This is a genomic window from Rhodanobacter sp. DHG33 (assembly GCF_014843005.1).
Classification (GTDB): Bacteria; Pseudomonadota; Gammaproteobacteria; order Xanthomonadales; family Rhodanobacteraceae; genus Rhodanobacter_A.
On sequence record NZ_JACYXM010000003.1, the window covers coordinates 42,715 to 65,382 of the forward strand.

18 protein-coding genes and 1 riboswitch are annotated in these 22,668 nt (G+C 68.1%); of the genes, 7 read left to right on the plus strand and 11 right to left on the minus strand.

What is annotated here, in order from left to right; genetic code table 11:
- Window positions 1–264: 264 nt before the first annotated feature.
- From IHE46_RS06475 to IHE46_RS06485, 3 genes are all read right to left on the minus strand, one after another.
- A complete protein-coding gene (locus IHE46_RS06475; RefSeq protein ID WP_192163821.1) occupies window positions 265–3,396 on the minus strand; it encodes an efflux RND transporter permease subunit in 3,132 nt (1,043 codons plus the stop codon).
- Between the two features lie 117 nt (window positions 3,397–3,513).
- On the minus strand, window positions 3,514–6,756 hold the full coding sequence (locus tag IHE46_RS06480) for an efflux RND transporter permease subunit (RefSeq protein ID WP_192163822.1): 3,243 nt from the start codon (window positions 6,754–6,756) through the stop codon (window positions 3,514–3,516).
- Between the two features lie 104 nt (window positions 6,757–6,860).
- Complete coding sequence (locus IHE46_RS06485; protein ID WP_192163823.1) at window positions 6,861–8,069, minus strand: efflux RND transporter periplasmic adaptor subunit; 1,209 nt, start codon at window positions 8,067–8,069, stop codon at window positions 6,861–6,863.
- Window positions 8,070–8,411: 342 nt separating this feature from the next.
- Here IHE46_RS06485 and IHE46_RS06490 point away from each other — a divergent pair, with 342 nt between their 5' ends.
- Window positions 8,412–8,933, plus strand: coding sequence for a c-type cytochrome (locus tag IHE46_RS06490; RefSeq protein WP_192163824.1), 522 nt, complete (start codon window positions 8,412–8,414; stop codon window positions 8,931–8,933).
- A gap of 108 nt (window positions 8,934–9,041) precedes the next feature.
- Here the strand turns inward: IHE46_RS06490 and IHE46_RS06495 are convergent, their stop codons facing one another.
- Window positions 9,042–9,635 (minus strand): ACP phosphodiesterase, encoded by a 594-nt coding sequence (locus IHE46_RS06495; RefSeq protein WP_192163825.1) that lies wholly within the window; start codon window positions 9,633–9,635, stop codon window positions 9,042–9,044.
- A gap of 60 nt (window positions 9,636–9,695) precedes the next feature.
- On the opposite strand from IHE46_RS06495, the gene IHE46_RS06500 reads away from it, so the two are divergent.
- Genes IHE46_RS06500 through IHE46_RS06515 form a run of 4 tightly spaced genes read left to right on the plus strand, consistent with a single transcriptional unit; the run spans window position 9,696 to window position 12,293 of the window.
- Window positions 9,696–10,379: a CocE/NonD family hydrolase gene (locus IHE46_RS06500; RefSeq protein ID WP_192163826.1), complete on the plus strand. Its 684-nt coding sequence runs from the start codon at window positions 9,696–9,698 to the stop codon at window positions 10,377–10,379.
- Window positions 10,380–10,434: 55 nt separating this feature from the next.
- Complete coding sequence (locus tag IHE46_RS06505; RefSeq protein ID WP_192163827.1) at window positions 10,435–10,707, plus strand: DUF2845 domain-containing protein; 273 nt, start codon at window positions 10,435–10,437, stop codon at window positions 10,705–10,707.
- A gap of 43 nt (window positions 10,708–10,750) precedes the next feature.
- A complete protein-coding gene (zapE, locus tag IHE46_RS06510) occupies window positions 10,751–11,869 on the plus strand; it encodes a cell division protein ZapE (protein WP_192163828.1) in 1,119 nt (372 codons plus the stop codon).
- 37 nt (window positions 11,870–11,906) lie between these two features.
- On the plus strand, window positions 11,907–12,293 hold the full coding sequence (locus IHE46_RS06515) for a peptidase C13 (protein ID WP_192163829.1): 387 nt from the start codon (window positions 11,907–11,909) through the stop codon (window positions 12,291–12,293).
- A 3-nt stretch (window positions 12,294–12,296) separates the two neighbouring features.
- Here the strand turns inward: IHE46_RS06515 and IHE46_RS06520 are convergent, their stop codons facing one another.
- From IHE46_RS06520 to gpmA, 4 genes are all read right to left on the minus strand, one after another.
- Complete coding sequence (locus IHE46_RS06520; RefSeq protein WP_192163830.1) at window positions 12,297–12,851, minus strand: DUF1453 domain-containing protein; 555 nt, start codon at window positions 12,849–12,851, stop codon at window positions 12,297–12,299.
- A gap of 154 nt (window positions 12,852–13,005) precedes the next feature.
- On the minus strand, window positions 13,006–14,415 hold the full coding sequence (locus IHE46_RS06525; RefSeq protein WP_192163831.1) for a hypothetical protein: 1,410 nt from the start codon (window positions 14,413–14,415) through the stop codon (window positions 13,006–13,008).
- Complete coding sequence (locus IHE46_RS06530) at window positions 14,412–15,800, minus strand: glycosyltransferase (protein ID WP_225562861.1); 1,389 nt, start codon at window positions 15,798–15,800, stop codon at window positions 14,412–14,414. The genes IHE46_RS06525 and IHE46_RS06530 overlap by 4 nt, the downstream gene beginning before the upstream one ends.
- Before the next feature lie 422 nt (window positions 15,801–16,222).
- A complete protein-coding gene (gene gpmA / locus IHE46_RS06535) occupies window positions 16,223–16,966 on the minus strand; it encodes a 2,3-diphosphoglycerate-dependent phosphoglycerate mutase (RefSeq protein WP_192163832.1) in 744 nt (247 codons plus the stop codon).
- 116 nt (window positions 16,967–17,082) lie between these two features.
- Between gpmA and IHE46_RS06540 the strand changes: the two genes are divergently transcribed.
- Window positions 17,083–17,745, plus strand: coding sequence for a hypothetical protein (locus IHE46_RS06540; RefSeq protein WP_192163833.1), 663 nt, complete (start codon window positions 17,083–17,085; stop codon window positions 17,743–17,745).
- A gap of 153 nt (window positions 17,746–17,898) precedes the next feature.
- Window positions 17,899–18,120 (plus strand): hypothetical protein, encoded by a 222-nt coding sequence (locus tag IHE46_RS06545; RefSeq protein WP_192163834.1) that lies wholly within the window; start codon window positions 17,899–17,901, stop codon window positions 18,118–18,120.
- Between the two features lie 55 nt (window positions 18,121–18,175).
- Here the strand turns inward: IHE46_RS06545 and btuB are convergent, their stop codons facing one another.
- The 3 genes from btuB to IHE46_RS06560 all read right to left on the minus strand — a co-directional run bounded on the left by btuB (window position 18,176) and on the right by IHE46_RS06560 (window position 22,665).
- Entirely contained in the window at window positions 18,176–20,086 is a 1,911-nt protein-coding gene (gene btuB / locus IHE46_RS06550) for a TonB-dependent vitamin B12 receptor (protein WP_192163835.1), read from the minus strand.
- Window positions 20,087–20,210: 124 nt separating this feature from the next.
- Window positions 20,211–20,434: riboswitch (cobalamin riboswitch) on the minus strand.
- A 54-nt stretch (window positions 20,435–20,488) separates the two neighbouring features.
- Window positions 20,489–21,628 carry an N-acetylglucosamine-6-phosphate deacetylase gene (gene nagA, locus IHE46_RS06555; RefSeq protein ID WP_192163836.1) on the minus strand — a complete coding sequence of 380 codons (1,140 nt, stop codon included), beginning with the start codon at window positions 21,626–21,628 and terminating at the stop codon, window positions 20,489–20,491.
- Between the two features lie 5 nt (window positions 21,629–21,633).
- On the minus strand, window positions 21,634–22,665 hold the full coding sequence (locus IHE46_RS06560) for an SIS domain-containing protein (RefSeq protein WP_192163837.1): 1,032 nt from the start codon (window positions 22,663–22,665) through the stop codon (window positions 21,634–21,636).
- Window positions 22,666–22,668: the final 3 nt, after the last annotated feature.

Sequence of the window (22,668 nt, forward strand, 5' to 3'; positions counted from 1 at the left end):
GACGGGGGCGGTTGCGCGCGGGGATGGCCGACGCGCGTTCAGCATGCTCATCGCACACGGGCGCGGAGGGTGGCCGCGGTGCTGGCGCGTGGACGCGGCGCTCTAGCTGCAAGAAACGGGGCCGCTACTGCGATTCGCAAGGCGGCCTCGGCCGCCGGCAGATCGACAGAACCGCGTTGCCGTCGGCGGCAACGCGAAACCCGGCCAGCAGGAATGGAGCCGAAAAAGCACCGCCCCTCCAACCGGAGAGGGCGACAAAACCCATCAGCCTGGCGCGCGCACCGGCAATGCGCGCCGCGTGCGGCGCCGCTCGGCACGGCGCACGCGCCAGGCCTTGAACCGCGCACCGAGGCAGGAGAACACCACGTACAACGCCGGCGTGCTGAGCAGCGTAAGGCTCTGCGAGATCAGCAGGCCGCCGATCAGCGCGATACCCAGCGGACGGCGCAGCTCGCTGCCCTCGCCCAGACCCACCGCGATGGGCACCGCGGCGAGGATGGCCACCATCGTGGTCATCATGATCGGGCGGAAGCGCACCAGGCAGGCTTCGTGCGCGGCCTCCAGCGGCGTCTTGCCGTGCTCGCGCTCGGCGACGAGGGCGAAGTCGATCATCATGATCGCGTTCTTCTTCACGATGCCTATCAAGAGCACCAGCGCGATCTGCGCCACCACCGACAGCTCGGTGTCGGTGATCCACAGCGCCATCAGCGCGCCCACGCCTGCCGCAGGCAGCGTGGACAGGATGGTCACCGGATGGATCAGGTTCTCGTACAGCATGCCGAGCACGATGTAGACGGTGATGATGGCCGCCAGCACCAGCAGCGACATGCCGTTCTGTACGTCGCTGAAGCGGCGGAAGTCGCCGCCGACGTTGAGCTTGATGTCGCCCGGCATGCGCATGTTCGTCACGGTGGCCTGCACGATGCCCATCGCCTCGCCCATGCTCACGCCGGGAGCGAGGTTGAAGCTGAGGTCCATCGTGGTCTGCTGGTTCTCGTGCGAGATCGACGACGGCGCCAGGCCCGGCACCTGCTTGGCGAGCGCGGTGATCGGGATCATGGTGCCCGCGCTGGAGCGCACGTAGATCTTGTCCAGCGCCGCCGGCGTGGCGGTCTGGTTGGGCAGCGCGTTCACCACCACCGAGTACTGGTTGATGTCGGAATAGATGGTGGAGACCTGGCGCTGCCCGAAGGCGTCGTACAGCGCGCCGTCGATGGTGCCCAGCGACACGCCCAGCCGCGATGCGGTGGCGCGGTCGACCACGATGTTCTGGCGCAGGCCCTGCTCGTCCACGTCGCTGCCCACGTCCTGCAACTTGGGATTCTTCTTCAGCTCGTTGACCAGCTTGGGCAGCCATGCCTGAAGCTCGTCCAGGCTGTCGCTCTGCAGGCCTATCTGGTACTGCGCACCCTGGCTGGTACCGCCGCCGCCGGCGCTGGGCAGGTCCTGCAGCGGGCGCAGGCGCAGGTTGAGGTCGGGATACTTCGCGGCTTTGGCGCTGAGCCGCGCCAGCACCGTGAACATGTCGTCCTTGCGGCCTTGCGCGCGGGTCTTGAGGTCGATGTTGAACGAGCCGCTGGTGCCCTGCCTGCTGCTGCCCAGACGCGTGCCCACGCTGGCCACATCGGGGTCGGCCAGGATCATGTCGGTAAAACGCTGCATGCGATTCACGCTCTGCGCGAAGGACACGGTGGCGCTGGAGGTGGCGCGACCCCAGATCAGGCCGGTGTCCTGCAGCGGGAACAGGCCGGTCTTGACCACGCCGAACAGGAAGAAGGTGAGCACGATCAGGCCCAGCGGCATCAGCGCGAACGCCAGCGTGTGGCGCAGCGAGAAATCCAGCGAGCGGCTGTAGATGCCCTGCATGCCGGCATGGAAGCGGTCCAGCGCATGGCCCAGCCGCGAAGGCTTCACGTCCTGGTCGTGACCGTTGAGGAAGCGTCCGCACAACGCCGGCGTGAGGGTGAGCGAGACCAGCGCCGACATCACGATGGCCGCCACCAGGGTCACCGCGAAGTCGTGCATGAACATGCCGGTGAAGCCGCCGGCGAACAGCAGCGGGATGAACACGGCGATCAGCGAGGCGGTAATGGAGACGATGGTGAAGCCGATCTCCTTCGCGCCGACCAGCGTGGCTTCCATGCGGGTCATGCCGCCGTCGATGTGGCGGATGATGTTCTCGATCACCACGATGGCGTCGTCCACCACGAAGCCGATGGCGATCACCAGCGCCAGCAAGGTGAGGTTGTTGAGCGTGAAGCCGAGGATGTACATCACCACGAAGCCGCCGGCCAGCGACAGCGGCACGGTGAGCGCGGCGATCAGGGTGGGCGCGAGCCGGCGCAGGAACAGCGCCATGGTCAGCACCACCATCGCCAGCGAGATCAGCAGCGTGGCCTGCACCTCGTGCAGCGAGGCGCGGATGGTGGCCGTGTCATCGAAGAACGGCGTCATCTTCGTGCCCGGCTGCAGGTAGTTGCGCAGCATCGGCAACTGGTCGCGCACCTTGTCCACCGTGGCGATGACGTTGGCATCGGATTTCTTGAACACGTAGATCAGGATCGCCGGCTTGCCCTGGAACGAGGCCGACTGGTAGGCGTCCTCCGTACCCTGGTAGACGCGCGCCACGTCGGACAGGCGCACCGGCGTGCTGTTCTTCATCGCGATCACCAGCTTCGCGAAGTCGTCCGCCGAGTGCAGCTGCGCGGTGGAGCTGATCTCCATGCGCGTCTTGCCGTTGGACAGGAAGCCTTCCGGCGAGGTGACGTTGGCCGCGGTGAGCGCGTTGCGCAAGTCGTCCGGCGAGAGGCCCATCGCGTTCAGCGCGCGCAGGTTCACATCCACGCGGATGGCCGGTGTGGCGGCGCCGGCGATGTCCACTTCGCTGACACCCTTCAACTGGCGCAGGCGCTGCGCGAGCAGGGTGTCGGCGAGGTTGTACAGGTCGCCGGCCGATTGCGTCTCCGAAGTCAGCGCGATGGCGATGATGGGATCGTCGTTCGGATTGGCCTTCTCGTAGCTGGGCGCCACCCCGGCGGGCAGATCGGGCGTCGCGGCGTTGATCGCGGCCTGCACGTCGCGCGCGGAGGAATCCAGGTTCACGCCGCCGTTGAACATCATGAAGACGAAGGTGCTGCCTTCGGAACTGTGCGAGTTCATCATCTCGATGCCGGGCACCTGGCCGAGATGGCGCTCCAGCGGCGCGGCCACCGTGGACGCCATGGTCGTGGCATCCGCGCCGGCCTCGCTGGCCTGCACGAAGATCGCCGGGAACTGCATGTCCGGCAGCGCCGACACGCCTAGCAAGAGGTAGCAGATCAGGCCGGCGGCGAACACGCCCGCCGCCAGCAGCGAGGTGCCGATGGGACGGCGGATGAAGATGCCGGAGATGTTCATGCCCGGCACCCGTGGCGTAGCGTGGAAAAGCTGAAAGTCATGACCTGCTCAACATGCGCGCGGCGAAACGATGGACGTTTCGCCGCGTGGAATCGTGGTGCCGGCGGGCGCCGCCCCTCAATGCGCCGAGCCACCGGCTTGCGCATGGGCCAGTGCGCGGCGCTCGCGGCGTTCGCGCAGCCAGTCCTGGAAACGCTCCATGTACAAGTAGATCACCGGCGTGGTGTAGAGCGTCACCAGCTGCGACAGCAGCAGGCCGCCCACGATGGAGACACCCAGCGGCCGGCGCAGTTCCGCGCCGATGCCGCTGCCCAGCGCCAGCGGCAATGCGCCCAGCATCGCCGCGGCGGTGGTCATCATGATCGGGCGGAAGCGCAGCAGGCAGGCGCGGCGGATGGCCTCGCGCGCGTTCATGCCGTGGCGCTGCGCCTCGATCGCGAAGTCGATCATCATGATCGCGTTCTTCTTCACGATGCCGATCAGGAGCACGATGCCCACGATGCCGTCCACCGACAGATCCATGCCGAACAGGATCAGCGCCAGCAGCGCACCGACGCCCGCCGGCGGCAGCGTGGAGATGATGGTGAGCGGGTGGATGTAGCTCTCGTAGAGCACGCCCAGCACGATGTAGATCACGATGATCGAAGCGAGCAGCAGCAGCACTTCGTCGCCCAGGCTGTTGGAGAACTCCGCCGCCTTGCCGATGAACTCGCCGCGCAGCGTCGGCGGGAAGTTCAGCTGCGCCTCGGTCGCGTGGATCGCCGCCACCGCGTCCGACAGCGAGTAGCCCGGCGCCACGTTGAACGACACCGTCACCGCCGGCAGCTGCTGCTGGTGGCTGATGACCAGCGGCGCGCTGGTGGCCTGGGCGCTGGCCAGCGCGGACAGCGGGATGGTGCCGCCGGAACCGATGGCAATGCCGATGTTGCCGGTATTGCCGATGCCGGACGGCGTGGCCGAATTGCTGGAGGTGACCTGGCCGAAGCTGGTGGCGTTGCTGCCGGTGAGCGCGCCGTTGCCGTTGCCGCGCACGGTGAGCTGGTCCAGCAGGCCGGTGGTGGAACGGAACTGCGGCGCCACTTCCAGCACCACGCGGTACTGGTTGAGCTGGGTGAAGATGGTGGTGATCTGGCGCTGGCCGAAGGCGTCGTACAGCGTGTCGTCGATGGTCTGCACCGGCACGCCGAGGCGGCTGGCCTTGTCGCGGTCGATGTTGAGCTTGAGCGAGTTGCCTTGGTTGGCGAGGTTGCTGCCCACCTCGGACAGCTCGGGCCGCTGGCGCAACGCCTCGGTCATCGCGGCGGCGTACTTCGCCAGCTCCGCCGATTCGGTATCGGACAGCGCGTACTGGTATTCGGTGGCGGACACCGTGCTGTCCAGCGTCACGTCCTGCACCGGCTTGAGGTACAGCGCCGCACCGGGGATGCCGGCGACCGCGCTCTGCAGGCGCGGCAGGATCTTGTCCAGGCCGTCGCGCTGGCTGCGGTCCTTCAGCACGATGGACAGCTGGCCCTGGTTGAGCGTGGGGTTGATGGTGCCGGCGCCGATGAACGCGGCCACGCCGGCCACCGCAGGATCCTTGCGCAGGGCGTTGGCCACCGCCTGCGTGCGCTGCTCCATCGCCGGGAACGCCACGTTCTGGTCGGCCTCCACCACGCCGGTGATCATGCCGGTGTCCTGCTCGGGCAGCAGGCCCTTGGGAATGGTGATGTACAGGAACACCGTCACCGCCACCGTGGTGAACGCCACCAGGATCATCAGCCTCTGGTGGTCGAGCACCCAGTCCAGCGAATTTTCGTACACGCCCACGATGCGCGACCACACGGTGCGCTTGCCCTCGGCAAGATGGCGCTCGTGCGCGTCGTCGCCTTCGGGCAGCTGGTCCGGCCGGAGCAGGTAGGCGCACATCATCGGCGTCAACGTCAGCGACACCAGCATCGAGATCGCCACCGCGATGGTGAGCACCCACGCGAACTCGTGGAACAGGCGGCCGGTGACGCCGGGCATCAGCAGCAGCGGCAGGAACACCGCGATCAGCGACACGGTCAGCGACAGCACGGTGAAGCCGATTTCCTTCGCGCCGAGCTCCGCCGCCTCCTGGCCGCCCTTGCCCTGCTCGATGTAGCGCACGATGTTCTCGATCATCACGATCGCGTCGTCCACTACGAAGCCGGTGGCCACGGTGAGCGCCATCAGCGAGAGGTTGTCCAGCGACATGCTGGTGAACGACATCACGCCGAACGTGCCCAGCAGCGACAGCGGCACCGCCACCGACGGGATCAGCGTGGCCCACAACCGGCGCAGGAACACGAAGATCACCGCCACCACCAGAAAGATGGTCAGCAGCAGGGTGAACTGCACGTCCTCCACCGAGGCGCGGATGGTGACGGTACGGTCGGCGAACACGTCGAGGTGCACGTCGGCCGGCAGCACCGAACGCAACTCGGGCAGGATCTGACGGATCTGCTGCACGGTCTGCACGATGTTCGCGCCCGGCTGGCGGCGGATGTCGAGCAGCACCGCCGGCTTGCCGTTGGACCACGCGGCGAGCTGGTCGTCCTCCACGCCGTCGACCACATTGGCCACGTCGGAGAGTTTCACCGGCGCGTTGTTCTTGTACGCGATGATGGTGTTCTTGTAGTCGGCGGCGTCGCTGAGCTGGTCGTTGGTGCCGATGGAGTAGCTCTGCGTCTTGCCGTTCAACGTGCCCTTGGGCGCGTTGACGTTGGCCTGGGTGAGCGCGCTGCGCACGTCCTCCATCGTGAGGCCGAGGTTGGCGAGCTGCGCGGGGTTCACCTGGATGCGCACCGCGGGACGCACGTTGCCGGCGATGGACACCAGGCCCACGCCCGGCACCTGCGACAGCTTCTGCGCGAGGATGGAGTCGGCGAGGTCGTTGACGTCGCGCAGCGGACGGCTGTCCGACTGCAGCGACAGGGTGAGGATGGGCGCGTCCGCCGGATTCACCCGGTTGTAGATCGGCGGATACGGCAAGTTGGTAGGCAGCACGCCGCGCGCCTGGTTGATCGCCGACTGCACGTCCTGCGCGGCCACGTCGATGTCGCGGTTCATGGCGAACTGCAGCACGATGGTGGACAGGCCCGCGGACGAATCCGAGCTCATCATGGTGAGGCCGGAGATCTGCCCCAGCTGCCGCTCCAGCGGCGTGGTGACGAGCACCGCCATGGTGCTGGCGCTGGCGCCCGGGTATTGCGTGGTCACCACCAGGCTGGGCGCCTCGATCTCGGGCAGCGCCGACACCGGCAACTGGCGGTAGCCCAGGATGCCGAGCAGCAGGATCGCCACCATCAGCAGCGAGGTGGCGATTGGGCGGCGGATGAAGAGCGTCGAGAATCCCATGGGTATCCGTGCTGCTGTCGGGTGGCGTCCTGCTCGCGTGGCGCGCAGCCGCAACGAGGTGGTGCGTCGCCCGCCGCCACGGCGGCGGGCGCTTCAGTCAGTCATCAGTGGCCGCCGCGACGACCGCCCTGACCTTGCTGCTTGGCCTTCTTGAGATCGGCGTCGGTCGGTGCCGGCGGCACTTCGCCGGGCTTGAGCGGGGTGACCTTGCTGCCGGGCTTCAGGCGGAACTGGCCTTCGGTGACCACCTGGTCGCCCATCTTGAGGCCGCTGCCGATCATCACGTGGCTGTCGCCCACTTCGCCGGCCACGACCACCGGCTGCATCTTCGCCGTGTTGTCGCCCTGCACCTGGTAGACGTAGTCGCCATCGGGACCGCGCTGCACCGCCTCGGCGGGGATCACCAGCGCGCCGTCGTCCACGCGCACCTGCAGGCGCACGTTGACGAACTGGCCCGGCCACAGCGCGTTGTCCGCGTTGGCGAACTGCGACTTCAGGCGGAACGTGCCGGTGGTGGCGTCGATCTGGTTGTCGATCACGTTCAGCACGCCGTCGTTGGCCACCGGGTGCGCGTCCACGCGATCCAGCGCGGCCACCTGCAACGGCGCGACCATCTGCGCCTTGCGCACCATGTCCAGGTTCTGCTCGGGCAGGGTGAACATCACGTAGATCGGATGCAATTGGGTCAGCGTGACGATGGTGCTGGTGGTGGTCACCACGTTGCCCGGGTCCACCGCGCGGATGCCCGCCACACCGTCGATGGGCGAGGTGATGTGGGTGTACTGGAGGTTCACCCCGGCGCTCTCGAGCGAAGCCTTGTCCTGCGCCACCGCGGCCTGCAGCTGGCTCACGTTGTTGCGGTAGGTATCCATGTCCAGCGCGGCCACGTAGCCGCTGGCCACCAGCGACTGGTTGCGCTTGAGCGTGCTCTGCGCGGTGGACAGCGAGGCCTCGTCCTGCTTCTGCTTGGCCGCGGCCTGGTCATACGCCGCCTGGAAGGGGCGCGGATCGATCTCGGCAAGCAGATCGCCCTTCTTCACCTGCTGGCCTTCGGTGAAGTCGAGCTTGATCAGCTGACCGCTCACCTGCGGGTTCACCGTGATGGTGTTGAGCGCCTGCACCGTGCCGAGGCCGGTCAGGTAGACCGGCACGTTTTCCTTCGCCACCGGCACGACGGTGACGGGCACCGGCGGATTGTCCTTGTCGCCACCCGGACCGCCCGCGCCACCCGGCTTGTGCAGCAGGCGCACGGCGACAAAGGCCACCACGACCACCGCGACGACGATCAGCGCGATCTTCCAAAAACGCGACATGCAGGAAACTCCCGGAGTGGAGGGAAAGCAGGCTCCAGGCCCGCTCTCCCGGCAAATTGAGGTCAAGCATAGGTGCAGTGCCGCATATTGGAACAATGCCAGTTGTCAGGGGTGTGGCATGACCGATGGCACGGATGGGTTCCACCGCGTTGCCGTGCTTGGACTTGCGCGGGCGGCGGCAGTTCCAAACTTGCCGACGGCTTCGTCTATACTCCAAGGCTTGCACCTGCCCGCCGCACTGCGGCATGGCAGATGCCGGCGTGCGGCGGCCACTGGCCTGCCGGACGCCGCAGGGGCCTTCCGCACGATCCATCGACCTGGAGTACCTACGTGAGCGGTTCCATGAACGATTCCGACCGGAGTTTCATGCGCCAGTTCGCCAAGCTGATCGGCGGACTGCTGGTGCTGACCGTGGTGCTGATCCTTGCCGCACTGTCCATCTACAACCACGAGCCCAAGGAAACCGATCCGAACGTGCAGGCGCAGGTCGACGCGCGCATCGCGCCCGCCGGCGCGGTATATGCGGGCAACACCGGCCGCGCCGCGATGGAGGCCGCACAGGCCGCCGCCGCCAAGGCCGCCGCCGCGCAGGTCGCCTATGGCGGCACCACCGACGGCAAGACCATCTACGACAACCTGTGCACCAGCTGCCACACCGCCGGCGTCAACGGCGCACCCAAGCTTGGCGACAAGGCCATGTGGGCGCCGCGCATCGCCGAGGGCCTGGACACCCTCATCAAGCACGCCACCGACGGCTACCACGGCCCCGACGGCAACACCATGCCGGCCAAGGGCGGCAACCCGGCCCTCACCGATGCGCAGGTGAAGGCTGCGGTCACCTGGATCGTAGGCCAGGCCAAGTAACAGGCCGCCTCGATCCGACCAAAGCAGACGCCGCCCACTGGGCGGCGTTTTCGTTTGCCCCTTCTCCAGTCCGCGAAGGTGATGGGCCGACTTCGCGACACGGCCGCCTTACCCCGCCGCATTCGCCTCGACCCACGCTTGCGCAAACCCCCGCAGCTGCGGAAAGAACGCCTCGAAATGCGCCTGCAGCGGGGCATCCAGCGCGACCAGCAGCGGCAGCATCGTGCCCAACGGGTTGTCCCGCCGCAGCCGCCCCGCGACCCCCTCCAGCGCCCGCCCGATTTCCTCGCGGCGCGCATAGCCCGCCGGCAGGTCGTGCGCGTCCATGTAAGCGCGGAATCGGCGCAGGGCCGGCGGCAACTGCGCATCGTGGCGCCACAGCAGCTCGCGCGCGGCATCGGAGAAGGTCGCCAGCGGCAGCGTGCTCCAGCGCGCAAAGTCGCGCGCCAGGCAATGGTCGAACCACAGGTCCAGCGCGATGCCCGCATAGCGGCGATACGGTGGCTCGAAACGCGCCCGCGCGACCACCACTTCCGGATGGCTGTCGGTATGCACGTCGATGGCGCGATGCAGGCGGATGCCCAGCGCCACGCGCGGCGGCAGCGCCGGATCGGGCGCACCGTGCACGAAATCGCCGAGCAGGCCGCCGAGCCGCAAGGCCTCGTCGTCGCCCGCCAGCAACAGGTGCGCCAGGTGGTTCACCGGCCCTCGCGCGTGCGTCGTCGGGGGCGCGCAGCGGCGCCGGCGGTTATCATCTTCGGCATGGATCCCACCGCACTTCCCGACGACCCCGCCAGCTTTCCGGACCAGGCCGCCAGCTTCGCTCTCGCCGGTCCGGCCGGCAAGCTCGAAGCCCTCACCGACCTCGCCGAGCGCCCCGGCGCGCGGGCAGGCACGGTGGTGGTCTGCCACCCCAATCCCGTGCAGGGCGGCACCATGCACAACAAGGTGGTGACAATGGTGGAGCGCGCGCTGCGCGAGTCGGGGCTGGACACCGTGCGCTTCAACTTCCGCGGCACCGGCGACTCGGCAGGCAGCTACGACGACGGCATCGGCGAAAGCGACGACCTTGCCGCCGTGGTGGCGTGGCTGCGCCGCGTGCGTCCGCACGATGCGTTGTGGCTGGCCGGCTTCTCCTTCGGCAGCTACGTCACCATCCGCAGCGCCGTGCGGCTGCAGGCCGACGCGCTGATCAGCATCGCGCCGCCGGTGGGCCGCTGGACGATGGACGATGCGCTGCCCACCTGCCCGTGGCTGGTGGTGATGGGCGAAGCCGACGAAGTGGTGGAGCCGCAGGCGGTGTTCGACTGGATCGCCGGCATGGACAAGCCGCCCGAGCTGATCCGCATGCCCGACACCAGCCATTTCTTCCATCGCCGCCTGATGGACCTGCGCGGCGCGGTGAAGAACGCCATCGCCGACTGGCTGCCCGCATTGCGCGGTTGAGCGCGCCGGCCACGCCGTATAATTCCCCAACCCCACCCGAACATCCGGTGATGCCATGAAACGATGGATTGTGTTGGTCGCTGGACTGTTGCTCGCCTTCCAGGCGCTGGCCATGGACTCCATGCGATTCGGCTCCAAGGTCATCACCGTCGGCGACTCGGAAGAGAAGGTGGTCGCCGTGGCCGGCAAGCCCGAAAGCCGGACCGAGGTGCAGAACGTGTACGGTGCGGTGGTCGCCTATCGGCTCGACTACCTGCAGGACAACAAGACCGTGCAGATCTACATCGCCAACGGTCAAGTGGCCGACATCAAGGAAATCTTCAACTGAACGCGTCGCGGCGGCCCGGGCCGTCGACGCCGGTGACCGTTGCATGAGTGAAACCCTCTCCCCCGCACCCAGCGTGCGCTACCAGGAAGGCGTGGCCGCGCACCGCTGGGAATCCGATCCCACCCAGCTCGCGGTACTGCCCGAGTTCGATCGCCTGCATGCCGCATTGAGCGCCGCCGCGCCTCGCGACGGCGGCCTGTTCGGGCGCCTGAAATCGCTGCTCGCCAGCGAAGCCGCACCGGCGCCGCAGGGCCTGTACCTGTGGGGCACGGTGGGCCGCGGCAAGACCTTCCTGATGGACCTGTTCGTGGCCAGCCTGCCGCGCGGCATGGCGCTGCGGCGGCACTTCCACCGTTTCATGGAAGAAGTGCACGGACGCCTGCGCGAACTGGGCGAGCGCCAGGATCCGCTCGTCGAGGTGGCCGCCGGCCTCGCCGCGCGCTGCCGCGTGCTGTGCCTGGACGAGTTCCTGGTCAACGACATCGGCGACGCGATGATCCTCGCGCGCCTGCTGGAATGCCTGACCGCGCGCGGCGTGGCGCTGGTCACCACCTCCAACACCGCGCCGGAGAACCTCTACAAGGACGGCCTGCAGCGCGCGCGCTTCCTGCCCGCCATTGCGCTGCTGCAACAGCACTGCCGCGTGGTCGAGATGGCTTCCTCGCGCGACTGGCGCCTGCGCGCGCTGAGCCAGGCGGCGGTGTACTACACCCCTCCCGGCGCCGAGGCGCAGCGTGCGATGGAGCGCCTGTTCCACGACCATGCCCAGGGCAAGACCGTCGAAGGCGGCGCGCTTGCGGTGAACGGCCGCGACATCCCGTTGCGCAAACGCGCCGACAACATCCTGTGGTTCGACTTCGCCGCACTGTGCGAAGGTCCGCGTGCGGTGGCCGACTACATCGCGCTGGCCAAGGCCGGCCCCGCGGTCATCGTCTCCGACGTGCCGCAGTTCAACCTCTACAGCGAGGACGCGGCCAAGCGCTTCGTGCAGCTGGTGGACGAGTTCTACGATCGCCATGTGAAGCTGATCCTCTCCGCCGCCACGCCGATCACCGAGCTGTACGACGGCGAGCGGCATCGCGCCGAATTCGGCCGCACCGAATCGCGCCTGATCGAGATGCAGAGCGAGGCCTACCTGGCGCTGCCGCATCGCGTAGACTGAGCCGTCGGGGCGCGCACCACCTTTCGCCGGAGTCCACATGTCCATCATCCTCGCCTTCGCCGCACTGCTCGGCGCCGCGCCAGCCAGCGCCAACGACGATTTCCAGGCACGCGTACACGCCGCGAAGATGGCCGAGGCAGCCGCCACCGGCCCGGATTACCAGAAGGCGCTGTGGGGCAAGATCGAAGCGCTCACCGCCAGCGCCTACAAGGGCTGCGTCGCCGGCAACAAGCCGGACGACAAGCTTCCGTTCACGCTGGTGCTGGACGTGGATGCACACGGCAAGCCGCAGAACATCGCGGTGCAGCCGGACATCCCGGTCGCCCACTGCATGGCCGGCTACTACGCCAGCTGGACGCTGCCCACGCCGCCGGCAGCGCCCGCGCCGTATCCGCTGGAAATCGACTTCAGCATCAAGCCTTAGGCCTTACCCGGCCGTCGCCGCGCGCGACTGCTGGTAGCGCTTGTGATGCACCAGCAGGCCGGCGAAATAGACGATGTAGTAACCCACCAGCAGCCCGACCATCAGCAAGGTCAGCGGACTGGCCTGGTAACCCATCGATACGTCCGTGCCGGGCGGCGCGCTGGCGGCCAGCGCCTGGGCCTGCTGCATCTGCGGGGCCAGCGCCATGAAGCGCCATACCAGCCGCCCCAGCAGCAACGCGGTGAGCACGGCGCCGATCCACGGGTTCGGCACGTAGCAGTCGCCCTTCACCGGATCGGTCTCGAAGCGCGTCAGGCGCAGGCCGACGAAACCCAGCGCGGCGCCGATCACCGCGCCACCGAGCAGGCCTTCGGCCAGGCGGATGTCGTGCAGGCCCGTCAGCATCAGCAGGGCGCCGATCACCGCGAAGATCGCGATGCGGGCGATCATCCGCTTGCGCCGGATCGGCTGGCGCCCGAAGTTGCGGCTGATGCGGCGCCAGATCATCAGCGCGATCAGCGGCACGATGATCACGTAGTTCATCAAGTGGGCTGGCATGTCTCGGCTCGACCATCGGTAAGGATGTGCGCAGCCTAACCGAGCCTCGTGCGCTGTGCGATTGGCATGGCGCAGGCATCGCACATGACAGGCGTCAGGCGGTTTGCATGTTCCAGGCGGACCTTGCCCTGTCGCCGGCTATCGCCTGACGCGATTACAGCGGATAGTCGATCGAGAGCATCAGGCTGTCGTCCCAGTAGCCGCTGCCGCCGTTGTTGTCGGACGCGGCCGAGCTGCGCGTCAGGTGCAGCTGGAGGCGGCCGTTGTGCGGCAGGCGCCCCTCCAGCGACACGTCCACCGTGTAGATGCCGGCGCCGTTGCCGTCGATGGTCTGCCGGCCGCCCTCGACCGTCGCCCGCAGCTTCCAGCGCGGATCGAGGCTGTAGACGCCGATCAGGCCCAGCTGGGTGGCGCTGTAGTGGGCCGGGTTGAAATAGGTGCCGGTGCTGGGCTGCGTGCTGCGGTAGACGCGGCTGTTCAGCTCCGCACCCAGCGCGCCGGAGGTGTCGGGAATGTCCCACGGGCTGAACACCACCCGCAGGCTGCCGCCATCGCGCTGATTGCCGTCGGTGAAATCCTGATGGTAGTAGGTGGGCAACACGTACCACTGCGTGCCCGGACGCAGGCTCGCGCCCAGGCTGTAGGTATCGATGGCTATCCGCTGCGCAAGCGCGGTGTCGGTGAGGATGGGGGCGCGCGAGGCGTCGGCGGTAAGGCCGAAGCTGTCGCTCGCCCGCCAGGTCCAGTTGGCGTCGCCTTGCAGGGTCTGCCAACTGCCGCTGCGCGCCAGGCCGAGATCGAGGTTGAGATAGTTGCTGTCGGCGATACGCAACTGGCCGAGCAGCGCGAGATCGTCCATGCGACGGCTGGATTGGGGATCGTCGATCCAGCTGGATCCGGCCGAGACACCCCAGCGCTGCACGAGTCCATCCCGCACGATGGGAGCGGACAGCACCTGCGCGCCCACCTGGTAGGTGCTCAGCTTGTCGCTGTCATGGCTGTAGCCGAAGCTGCCCTGCACTTGCGGCGCCAGCGCCAGCTGCATGTCATCCGCCAGCAGTGGGTACTGGGTGCCGAGGTAGCCACCGGCCGGCGGCGCCGGGGCTTGCAGGTAGGGCGGCGCCTTGTCCTGCCAGCCCAGCGACTGCGCGGCGCGCATCAGTTCCAGCGTGGCGCGCGGCTGGCCCGACGCGAACGGTGCCACCAGGGCATAGGCCTGCGCCGGGTAATCCTGCGCGTTCAGCACCTGGGCCAGGCCGGTATCCGCGGCCTGGCGGGCGCTGTCGTCGACGGCCTGCGCGCGCGCCGTGCGGAAGGCCTTGGCGGCCTCTTCATAGTGGCCTAGCCACATGTCGGCCTGACCCAGGCCCAACGCAGCCGCCGCAGTATCCGCACGATTGCCGTCCGGATGCGCCAATGCCGCCGCGAACAGGCTGCGCGCCCGTTCCGGCTGATTGGCGACCAGCGCGGCTCGTCCCTGGCGGATGGCCGCAGCCATCGAATCGGTCTGCGCATGCGCGACCGTGGCCAGCAGCAGCAGCAGCGAGGGCGGCCATCTCTTCACTTGGTACCCCAGTGCTTGCGCAGATTGAGCAGTTCCGACACGTAACCCAGCACGCAGCCCGGCTGCAGCACCATGCCGTAGAACAACGCGTAGACCACGAAGCCGACGGGATTGCGCCGCACCTTGAGCCCCTGCGACCGGAACATGCGTGACTGGATGGAATACATCAGGTAATTGACGACGAAGGCCATCGGCAGCACCAGCAGGGTCATCGGACCCGCCAGCCAGTAGTAACCGAACAGCGCCAGGAACACGCCGGGAATGAAGCCCAGCGTGTAGACCGCGTCCATGTACGGGAACAGCAGGTTCCACCAGATGAACAGGGTGATCATGCGGGCGCGGAACAGCAGGCGCCAATGCAGCTTGAAGGCCTCGATCAGCCCGCGCGACCAGCGCTGGCGCTGGCGGATGAACTGCCGGAACGTGGTCGGCGCATTGGTGAAGGTGATGGCGTCCTCGCAGTAGCCGACGCGGTCGCCGCGGTCGAGTATCGACCAGGTGAGCACGATGTCCTCGCCCACGCACTCGGGCCAGCCGCCCACTTCGCCCAGCACGTCGGTGCGGTAGAGCGAGAAGGCGCCCTGCGCCACCAGGGTGCCCTGGAACAGGCTCTGCAGCCGCTTGATCGCGGCGATGCCGTGGAAGTAGTCCCACTCCTGCATCTTGGTGACCATGTTCAGGCGCGAATTGCGCAGCAGCACGCAACCGGCCACGGCAGCGGTGTTCGGCGGATCGCTGAGAAAGCGGCCGACCAGGTTGCGCAGCGCGTTCCGGTACAGGTAGGAATCGCCATCGAGCGTGATGGTGTACGCGTGGCGCGCCAGCTTGAGGCCTTCGTTCAGCGCGCCGGCCTTGCCGCGGTTGCGTTCGAGGTCAAGCACCTGCAGCCACGGGTAACTGACGGTGCGCAGCCGTTCCATGGTGCCGTCGGTCGAACCGTCGTTGATCACCAACACCTGCATCGCGCCCGGATAATCCTGCTTGTCCAGGCTTTCCAGCGTGGAAAGAATCGAGTCCTGTTCGTTGTAAGCGGCGACCAGGATGGTGATGCCGGGGAAGTTGTCGATCGCTGCGCGCACCGGGCGCCGGTCCAGCAGCAGACCGGTTACCAGGAAGGCGTTCATGAAACCCGGCAGCACGGCGATGCCGACCACGGTGGGCCAGGCCAGCCACGGCCACGTCAGCCTCGACAACTCGTCGATCCAGCGCTGCGCCATCAGCAGCGAGAACAGCATCCAGGCCAGCGCAACGACGAGTGTGATGGTGAATTTCGCGCGCACCGACAGATAGCGACGACGCTCCTGGCGGCTCTCGCCGTCGATTGCGTTCGTCGGTCCGGCATGGTCCATGCCGATTGACGTCGGTTTGCGTAGATGCAGGTTCATAGGTTCGTATTTCGATGCTGCGGACAGCCCGCCCCTCTCCGCAGCGTGCACTGCTCCGCGATATGCGGGCATTGGCTGCAAAGGGGGTCAGGATCGCCTGGCCACGTCCATACCTTAAGGTACAAAACCCGGTATATCCGTGACCAATCAAGCACATGGCGTGCCATCCGTGAATCGGCTGTCGTTCCACCAGCAGCCCCTGCTCAGCTGACGGCGTCCACCGGCAAGCGGCGCGGCATCCGAGGCGGATTATCGGGTTGGCGACGGACCCAGCCCATAAGAAAAATCCGAAAGTCGTCACGGCGATGCGTTATGGCGGCCAACCTCGCCCCAGGACCGCATGGGACAGGTTCTGCCCCGATCGGCGATCCGGCAGCGGCATCTTCGCCAGAAGCGCAGCGGCGCTTCCGGCGGCAGAACGGCTACTTCGCCTTGCCCTGGTTCGCCACCGCGGCCATCTTGGCCGCGATCGCCTCGGCATCGCCCAGGTAGTAGCGACGCAGCGGCTTCATGTGTTCGTCGAATTCGTAGACCAGCGGCACGCCGTTGGGGATGTTCATCTCCACGATGTCGGCGTCGGAAATGCCGTCCAGGTACTTCACCAGCGCGCGCAGCGAATTGCCGTGCGCGGCCACCACCACGCGCTGGCCGGCCTTGATCGACGGCGCCAGCACCCCGTGCCAGTACGGCAGCACGCGGGCCACGGTGTCCTTCAGGCATTCGGTGTCGGGGATTTCTGCAGGCGTCAGCGCGGCATAGCGCGGGTCGTGCACCGCCTCGTTGGCGCCGCGCTCCAGCGGCGGCGGCGGAATGTCGTAGCTGCGCCGCCAGATCTTCACCTGGTCGTCGCCGTATTTCGCCGCGGTCTCGGCCTTGTTGAGGCCGGTGAGCGCGCCGTAGTGGCGTTCGTTGAGGCGCCAGTCGGTGTACACCGGCAGCCACATCTGCTCCATCGCATCGAGCACGCCCCACAGGGTGCGCACCGCGCGCTTCAGTACCGAGGTGTGCGCCACGTCGAACGCGTAGCCCTCGCGCTTGAGCAGTTCGCCCGCCTCGCGGGCCTCCTGCTCGCCCTGCTCGGTGAGATCCACGTCGGCCCAGCCGCTGAAACGGTTGTCGAGGTTCCACTGCGACTGGCCGTGGCGGATCAGGACGAGCTTGTGCATGGCATCGGATTCTCGGCGGGAAAGGTCGGCATGGTGCCACCATGCCGAAGGTCACGCCAACCATTTGCCGGCCAGCTGCATCCTATGGCTGTCATTCCCACGAACGGAGTCCCGCCATGCGCCGCGTCCTGCCTCCCCTCATCCTGTTCTCGGTACTGCTCGCACCGCTGGCGGCCACCGCCTCGGACAACGACATCAGCAAGGTCAACGGCGACGTCCGCGTCGAAGCCGGCCAGCACGCCGGCACCGCCAAGAGCGTCAACGGGGACGTGGACGTGGGCGACCACGCCATGGTCCAGCTGGCCAGCACCGTGAACGGCTCGGTGTCGCTGGGCACCCAGGCCGAGGCCGGCGAGCTGCACACCGTGAACGGCTCGATCGAGGTCGCCACCGGCGGCAAGGTCGACGGCCGGGTCCAGGCGGTCAACGGCGACATCAGCCTGGCGCAAGACGCCCAGGTGGGCGGCCATCTCTCCAACGTCAACGGCGGCATCACCCTCCACGCCGCACACGTGGCCGGCGGCCTCGAGACCGTATCGGGCGACATCACCGTGGGCGCCAACTCGCACGTCGAGGGCGGCATCCTGGTCGACAAGTCGAACAACGGCTGGTTCCACTGGGGCAACGATCGCAAGCCGGTGATCGTGATCGGCCCGCACGCCGTGGTGACGGGCACGCTCGACTTCCGCCGCGATGTGGTGCTCAAGGTCAGCGACAGCGCGCAGATCGGCACCGTGCAGGGCGCCACTGCGGAACGCTTCCACGGCGACGCGCCGTAAGGCGCCGACGGGCGCAGTTTTCCTGCGCCATGAACGAAGCGGTTTGCAGCGCGACCCGCTGCAAACCGCCCTGGCCGATGGCATCGCCATCATGGCGATGCACGTGACCTGATCGCCGCGGCCGCCATCCGGACAGGCCGCCAGGAGACTGCCATGAAGACCCGAATCCCCGTCGCGGCCATCGTTGCCGCGGCGCTGGCCGGCTGCGCCAGCACTCCCATGGATCGCTCTGCATTGCGCCAGCACATCCAGCGCAATTGCGGCGTCCAGGCCACCGTATCGCCGGCCTATGCCATCGACAGCACCGGCACCGGCATCGGCACGCGCAACGTCGCCTATGCCGTCTGCCTGCGCTCGGCGGAGTTGCGGGCCTGAACCCCGGCGCATCGATACCTCCCCATGGCCGACCATGGGGAGGTATCGGGCGTGATCACTGCGCCGACGGGCTGTACCGCAAGGTCAGGTACCAGGTGCGACCGGGCTGGTTGTAGTAGTACACGGTCTCGTAGTCGCGGTCGAAGGCGTTGGCCAGCTTGGCTTCGACCTGCCAGTCCTGCGTGAAATGCCAGCTCGCGCGCAGCGCCAGCGTGCTGTAGCCGCCGAGGCGATGCGTGTTGGCGGCATCGTCGTAGCTGTAGCCTGCGGCGTACCAGGTGGTGCCGACGCCGAACGCGCCGAAACGACGGTCGATGTCGACGCGCGCCATGCGCTCAGGGCGGCGCGGCAGCAGGTTGCCGCTGTTGGCGTCCGCGGCGACGTTGCCGACATCCTTCGGCTGCTGCAGGGTGAGGTAACCCTGCACCTGCCAGCCGTCGAGGTTCGCACCGGCGTGGCCTTCCAGGCCGCGGATGCGCGCCTTGCTCACGTTGAACGGCACGTAGTTCTGGCTGGGGTCGAGCAGGATCAGGTCGTCGATGTGGGTCTGGTAGGCGCTCACGCCCCAGTTCCACACACCCACCTGCTGAGCCACGCCCACTTCGGCGCTGCGCGACTTCTCCGGCTTCAGGTCCGGATTGGCCGACGGCACGCCGTAGTACGGCGGGTAGTACAGGTCGTTGAAGGTCGGTGCGTGGAAGGCCGTGCCGTAGCTGGCGTACACGCGCAGACCGTGGTCGAAGTGGTAGCCCCAGGACGCCGCGCCGGTGTTGTGGTTGCCGTACTGCTCGTTGTGGTCATGGCGCACGGACAGCTGCACCTCGTTCTGGCCGAACGTGCCCAGGTACTGCAGGTAGGCGCCGGTGTCGTCGCGGCTGTCGGCGAGGTAGCCGGTGCTGCTGTCCAGGCGATCCTGTTCGTAGTCCACGCCCGCCGTCAGCAGTTGGTTCGAGGTGAGCGCGATGTCGTTCTGCCACGAGAACTGGTTGCGCTGCGAGTTGAAGTAGCCCGTCTGCGCCAGCGGGTAGTACGCGCCGTAGTACGTGCCCTGGTAGTAGGTGGTGGCGAGGTCCTTGCTCTGACCCGCGTTCAGGGTGACCTTCCACGCCTCCAGCGGCGAGAAGCTCAGGCGCGCACCGGCCACGCGCTGCTCGTTGACGGCGTCGTTGCCGCCGTACGGGCTGCCGGCGTACTCGACGTCGTTCTTGCTGCGCAGCCAGGTGAAGGCCAGCTCGGTACCGTTGTCCCAGCGGTAGCCGGCGTTGGCCGCGCCGTTCCAGTTGCGGTAGGCGTCGTCGCGCGGATCGTCCACGTAGCAGCCGGCCATCGCTTCGGCCGCGCCCATCTTGCAGCCGGGGAAACCGCTGGTGTATTCGCCGCCGAGGCTGAGGTTGTACCAGGCGTGCGCGTCGCCGCCGGACAGCCCCACCTCGCTGCCGAGCAGGCCGTGGCTGCCCGTCGTCACGCTCAGCGACGGCGCGATGCCGCCGTTGGCCTGGCCGTGGCGCGTGAAGATCTGGATCACGCCGCCGATCGCGTCAGCGCCGTACAGGCTGGAGCGCGGGCCGCGCACGATCTCGATGCGCTCGATCTGCTCCACCGGAATCTGTTCCAGCGAGGCGAAGCCGGCGGTGATCGAGCCGATGCGCACGCCGTCGATCAGCACCAGCGTGTGGTCGGAATTGGTGCCGCGCACGAACAGCGAGCTGGTCTGGCCGAGGCCGCCGCTCTGCGTGAAGTTGATGCCCGGCAGGCCGGTGAGCAGGTCGATGAGCGAGGCCGGCTGCAAGCGCTGGATGTCGTCGCGGGTGATCACGGTGACCGACGACAGCGTGTCGTCGGCGGTGACAGCGGTGCGCGTGGCGGTGACGACCACCGGGTTCAACGCGCTGGCGTCGTCCTGGTCGGCAGCGTAGGCAGTGGTGAAGCAGCACAGCAGCGCTGCGGCCAGCAGGGTCTTTTTCACGTCTCGGTCCTCGGCCGCGCGCCCGCGCACGGCGTTGCGTTCAATGGGCCGGGCGCGGAAGTCGGGACGAAAGCAGGCAGGTGCGGCAAAGGCCGGACGCGTCTGTTCGGCCTCGCCCACCGCGAGCCAGCAGTCATGTCCGGGCCGGTCTCCGGGCTTGCGAGCGACGCGCCTGTCGTCGTCTTGCGCGGCGCCTTCCCATGTCCTCGGACACAGTGGCGTTGGCCGCGCGTTTGCTCGCTTACCGTTGCGGGGGCAGCGCCGGCCTTGCGGTTGATACCGCGCACCGGCTTCCCGTTTCATCCCTCCGGCGCATGCCGTCGGGACACCTGAACGGCGCGCAGTCTAGCAGGTCGCGGGCTTTGGACGGCCGGACGCCGGCCGTACCCTGTGCCGACGGGCTTAGGAGGATTGGCCGGCGATCCAGCTGCGGCGGACGTTGCAGCTGTCGTCCATCGCGACGAGGTCGGCGCGATAGCCCACCGCGATGCGGCCGTGGCTGGCGCCCAGGCCGAGGAAATCGGCGGGATAGGTGCTGGCCATGCGCACCGCCTCGTCCAGCGGCAGGCCGAGCATCTCCACGCTGTTGCGCACGGCGCCGGCCATGTCCAGGGCGGAGCCGGCCAGCACGCCATTCGCGGTCTGGCAGATGCCGTCCTTCATGACGATGGTTTCGCCGTTGAGCACATAGCTGGGATCGTCCGCGCCCACCGGCGGCATCGCATCGGTGACCAGCAGCATCTTGCCGCGCGGCCGCGCCGCGATGGCCGCGCGCAGGCTGGTCGGATGCACGTGGTGGCCGTCGACGATCAGGCCGCACCAGTTGTCGGGGTCGTCCAGCGCCGCGCCCACCACGCCGGGCTCGCGGCTGCCGAACGGCGTCATCGCGTTGAACAGATGGGTGAAGCCGCGCACGCCGGCGTCCAGCGCGGCGCGGACGGTGGCGTGGTCGGCGGCGGTGTGGCCGGCGTTGACGATCACGCCGGCGGCGGCCAGCCGTGCGATCACGTCGTGCGGCACGCGCTCGGGCGCCAGCGTCACCAGCCGCACGCCGCGGTGCGGCGCGCAGAGCATGGCGAGCTCTTCCTCGCCCGGCACGTGGAACCACTTGGGATCGTGCACGCCCTTGCGCTCGGGCGCGAGGTAGGGGCCTTCCAGATGCACGCCGAGCAGGCCCGGCACGCCTTCGTCAAAAGCCTTGTCCACCGCGGCCAGCGCGGCACGCATGGTGTCTACGCTGTCGCTGATGAGCGTGGGCAGGAAGCCGGTGGTGCCGAACTTGCGGTGCGCAGCGCCGATGGTGCGGATGGTGTCTGCCGTGGGCTCGGCGTTGAACAGCGCGCCGCCGCCGCCGTTCACCTGCGTATCGATGAAGCCCGGCACCAGCAACGCGCCGCCGAGATCCTGCGCCTGCGCGGCGCGCACGGCGGCATGGTCGCGCGGCAGCAGCGCGGCGATGCGCTCGCCGTCGACCAGCACGGCGAGATCGTCGCGCCAGCCGTGGACGGTGAGGACACGGGCATTCGTGAGGGCGAGGGTCATGGTCGTCACACCGTTTCCGTAACCTTGTTGAGATGCGGCGGCACGTCCGGGTTGAAGCCGCGGCGCAGCGCCAGCGCACTGGCGGCGCGATAGAAGCTCTGGATGGTCAGCAGCGGCGTGCACAGCGCAGGCAGCCCCGAGGCCAGCGGCAGGAAGCCCTCGCCGGTGAGGCCCGGCGCGGCCACCAGTACCTGCGCGCCACGGCTGCGGAACTCGTTCGCCACCGCCAGCGTGCTCTCCAGCGTGCCGTCGTCCTGCGCGAAGCACAGTACCGGGAAGTGCGGGCCGACCAGCGCCATCGGGCCGTGCTTCACCTCGGCGGCGCTGAACGCCTCCGCGTGCAGGCCGCAGGTCTCCTTGAACTTCAGTGCCGCTTCCAGCGCGGCGGCGAAGCCGAAGCCGCGGCCGACCACGAACAGGTTGTGCGCATCGACGAGGCCGTCGGTCATCGCCGACCAGTCCGCGTCCCAGCCCTTGCGCAAGGCACCGGGCAACGCTTCAAGTGCGGCGATCAGCTTGGCGTCGCCATGCCAGCGCGCGCACAGGTGCAGGATCGCGGCCAGCGCGGCCACGTAGCTCTTGGTGGCCGCCACGCTGCGCTCTGGGCCGGCGTGCAGCGGGATCACCGTGTCGGCCACCTGCGCCAGCGGCGAATCCTCCACGTTGACCATCGCCACCACGCGCGCGCCGGCGGCCTTGGCGGCCTGCGCATTGCGCACCAGGTCGGGGCTCTTGCCCGACTGCGAGATGCCGATGAACAGCGCACCTTCCCACTGCTGCGGCGCCGCGTACACCGAGGTCACCGAGGGCGACGCCGAAGCGGTGACGATGCCGAGCTGCGTCTCGAACACGTACTTGGCGTAGGCCGCGGCATGGTCGGAACTGCCGCGCGCGCAGGTGACGATGAAACGCGGCGGCTGTGCGCGCAGCGCATCGGCAAGCTCGCCCACCACGCGCTCGTTGGCGGCGAACTGGCGCGCCACCACGTCGGCGGATTCGTGCGCTTCGCGGAACATCAGGGTGTCGCTGGCTTGCATGGT

What these genes read in the sequence shown, in the direction of transcription:
- IHE46_RS06475 (WP_192163821.1), bottom strand. Translation starts at nt 3,396, where the DNA reads ATGAACATCTCCGGCATCTTCATCCGCCGTCCCATCGGCACCTCGCTG.
- IHE46_RS06480 (WP_192163822.1), bottom strand. Translation starts at nt 6,756, where the DNA reads ATGGGATTCTCGACGCTCTTCATCCGCCGCCCAATCGCCACCTCGCTG.
- IHE46_RS06485 (WP_192163823.1), bottom strand. Translation starts at nt 8,069, where the DNA reads ATGTCGCGTTTTTGGAAGATCGCGCTGATCGTCGTCGCGGTGGTCGTG.
- IHE46_RS06490 (WP_192163824.1), top strand. Translation starts at nt 8,412, where the DNA reads ATGAACGATTCCGACCGGAGTTTCATGCGCCAGTTCGCCAAGCTGATC.
- IHE46_RS06500 (WP_192163826.1), top strand. Translation starts at nt 9,696, where the DNA reads ATGGATCCCACCGCACTTCCCGACGACCCCGCCAGCTTTCCGGACCAG.
- IHE46_RS06505 (WP_192163827.1), top strand. Translation starts at nt 10,435, where the DNA reads ATGAAACGATGGATTGTGTTGGTCGCTGGACTGTTGCTCGCCTTCCAG.
- zapE (WP_192163828.1), top strand. Translation starts at nt 10,751, where the DNA reads ATGAGTGAAACCCTCTCCCCCGCACCCAGCGTGCGCTACCAGGAAGGC.
- IHE46_RS06515 (WP_192163829.1), top strand. Translation starts at nt 11,907, where the DNA reads ATGTCCATCATCCTCGCCTTCGCCGCACTGCTCGGCGCCGCGCCAGCC.
- IHE46_RS06520 (WP_192163830.1), bottom strand. Translation starts at nt 12,851, where the DNA reads ATGCCAGCCCACTTGATGAACTACGTGATCATCGTGCCGCTGATCGCG.
- IHE46_RS06530 (WP_225562861.1), bottom strand. Translation starts at nt 15,800, where the DNA reads ATGAACCTGCATCTACGCAAACCGACGTCAATCGGCATGGACCATGCC.
- gpmA (WP_192163832.1), bottom strand. Translation starts at nt 16,966, where the DNA reads ATGCACAAGCTCGTCCTGATCCGCCACGGCCAGTCGCAGTGGAACCTC.
- IHE46_RS06540 (WP_192163833.1), top strand. Translation starts at nt 17,083, where the DNA reads ATGCGCCGCGTCCTGCCTCCCCTCATCCTGTTCTCGGTACTGCTCGCA.
- IHE46_RS06545 (WP_192163834.1), top strand. Translation starts at nt 17,899, where the DNA reads ATGAAGACCCGAATCCCCGTCGCGGCCATCGTTGCCGCGGCGCTGGCC.
- nagA (WP_192163836.1), bottom strand. Translation starts at nt 21,628, where the DNA reads ATGACCCTCGCCCTCACGAATGCCCGTGTCCTCACCGTCCACGGCTGG.
- IHE46_RS06560 (WP_192163837.1), bottom strand. Translation starts at nt 22,665, where the DNA reads ATGCAAGCCAGCGACACCCTGATGTTCCGCGAAGCGCACGAATCCGCC.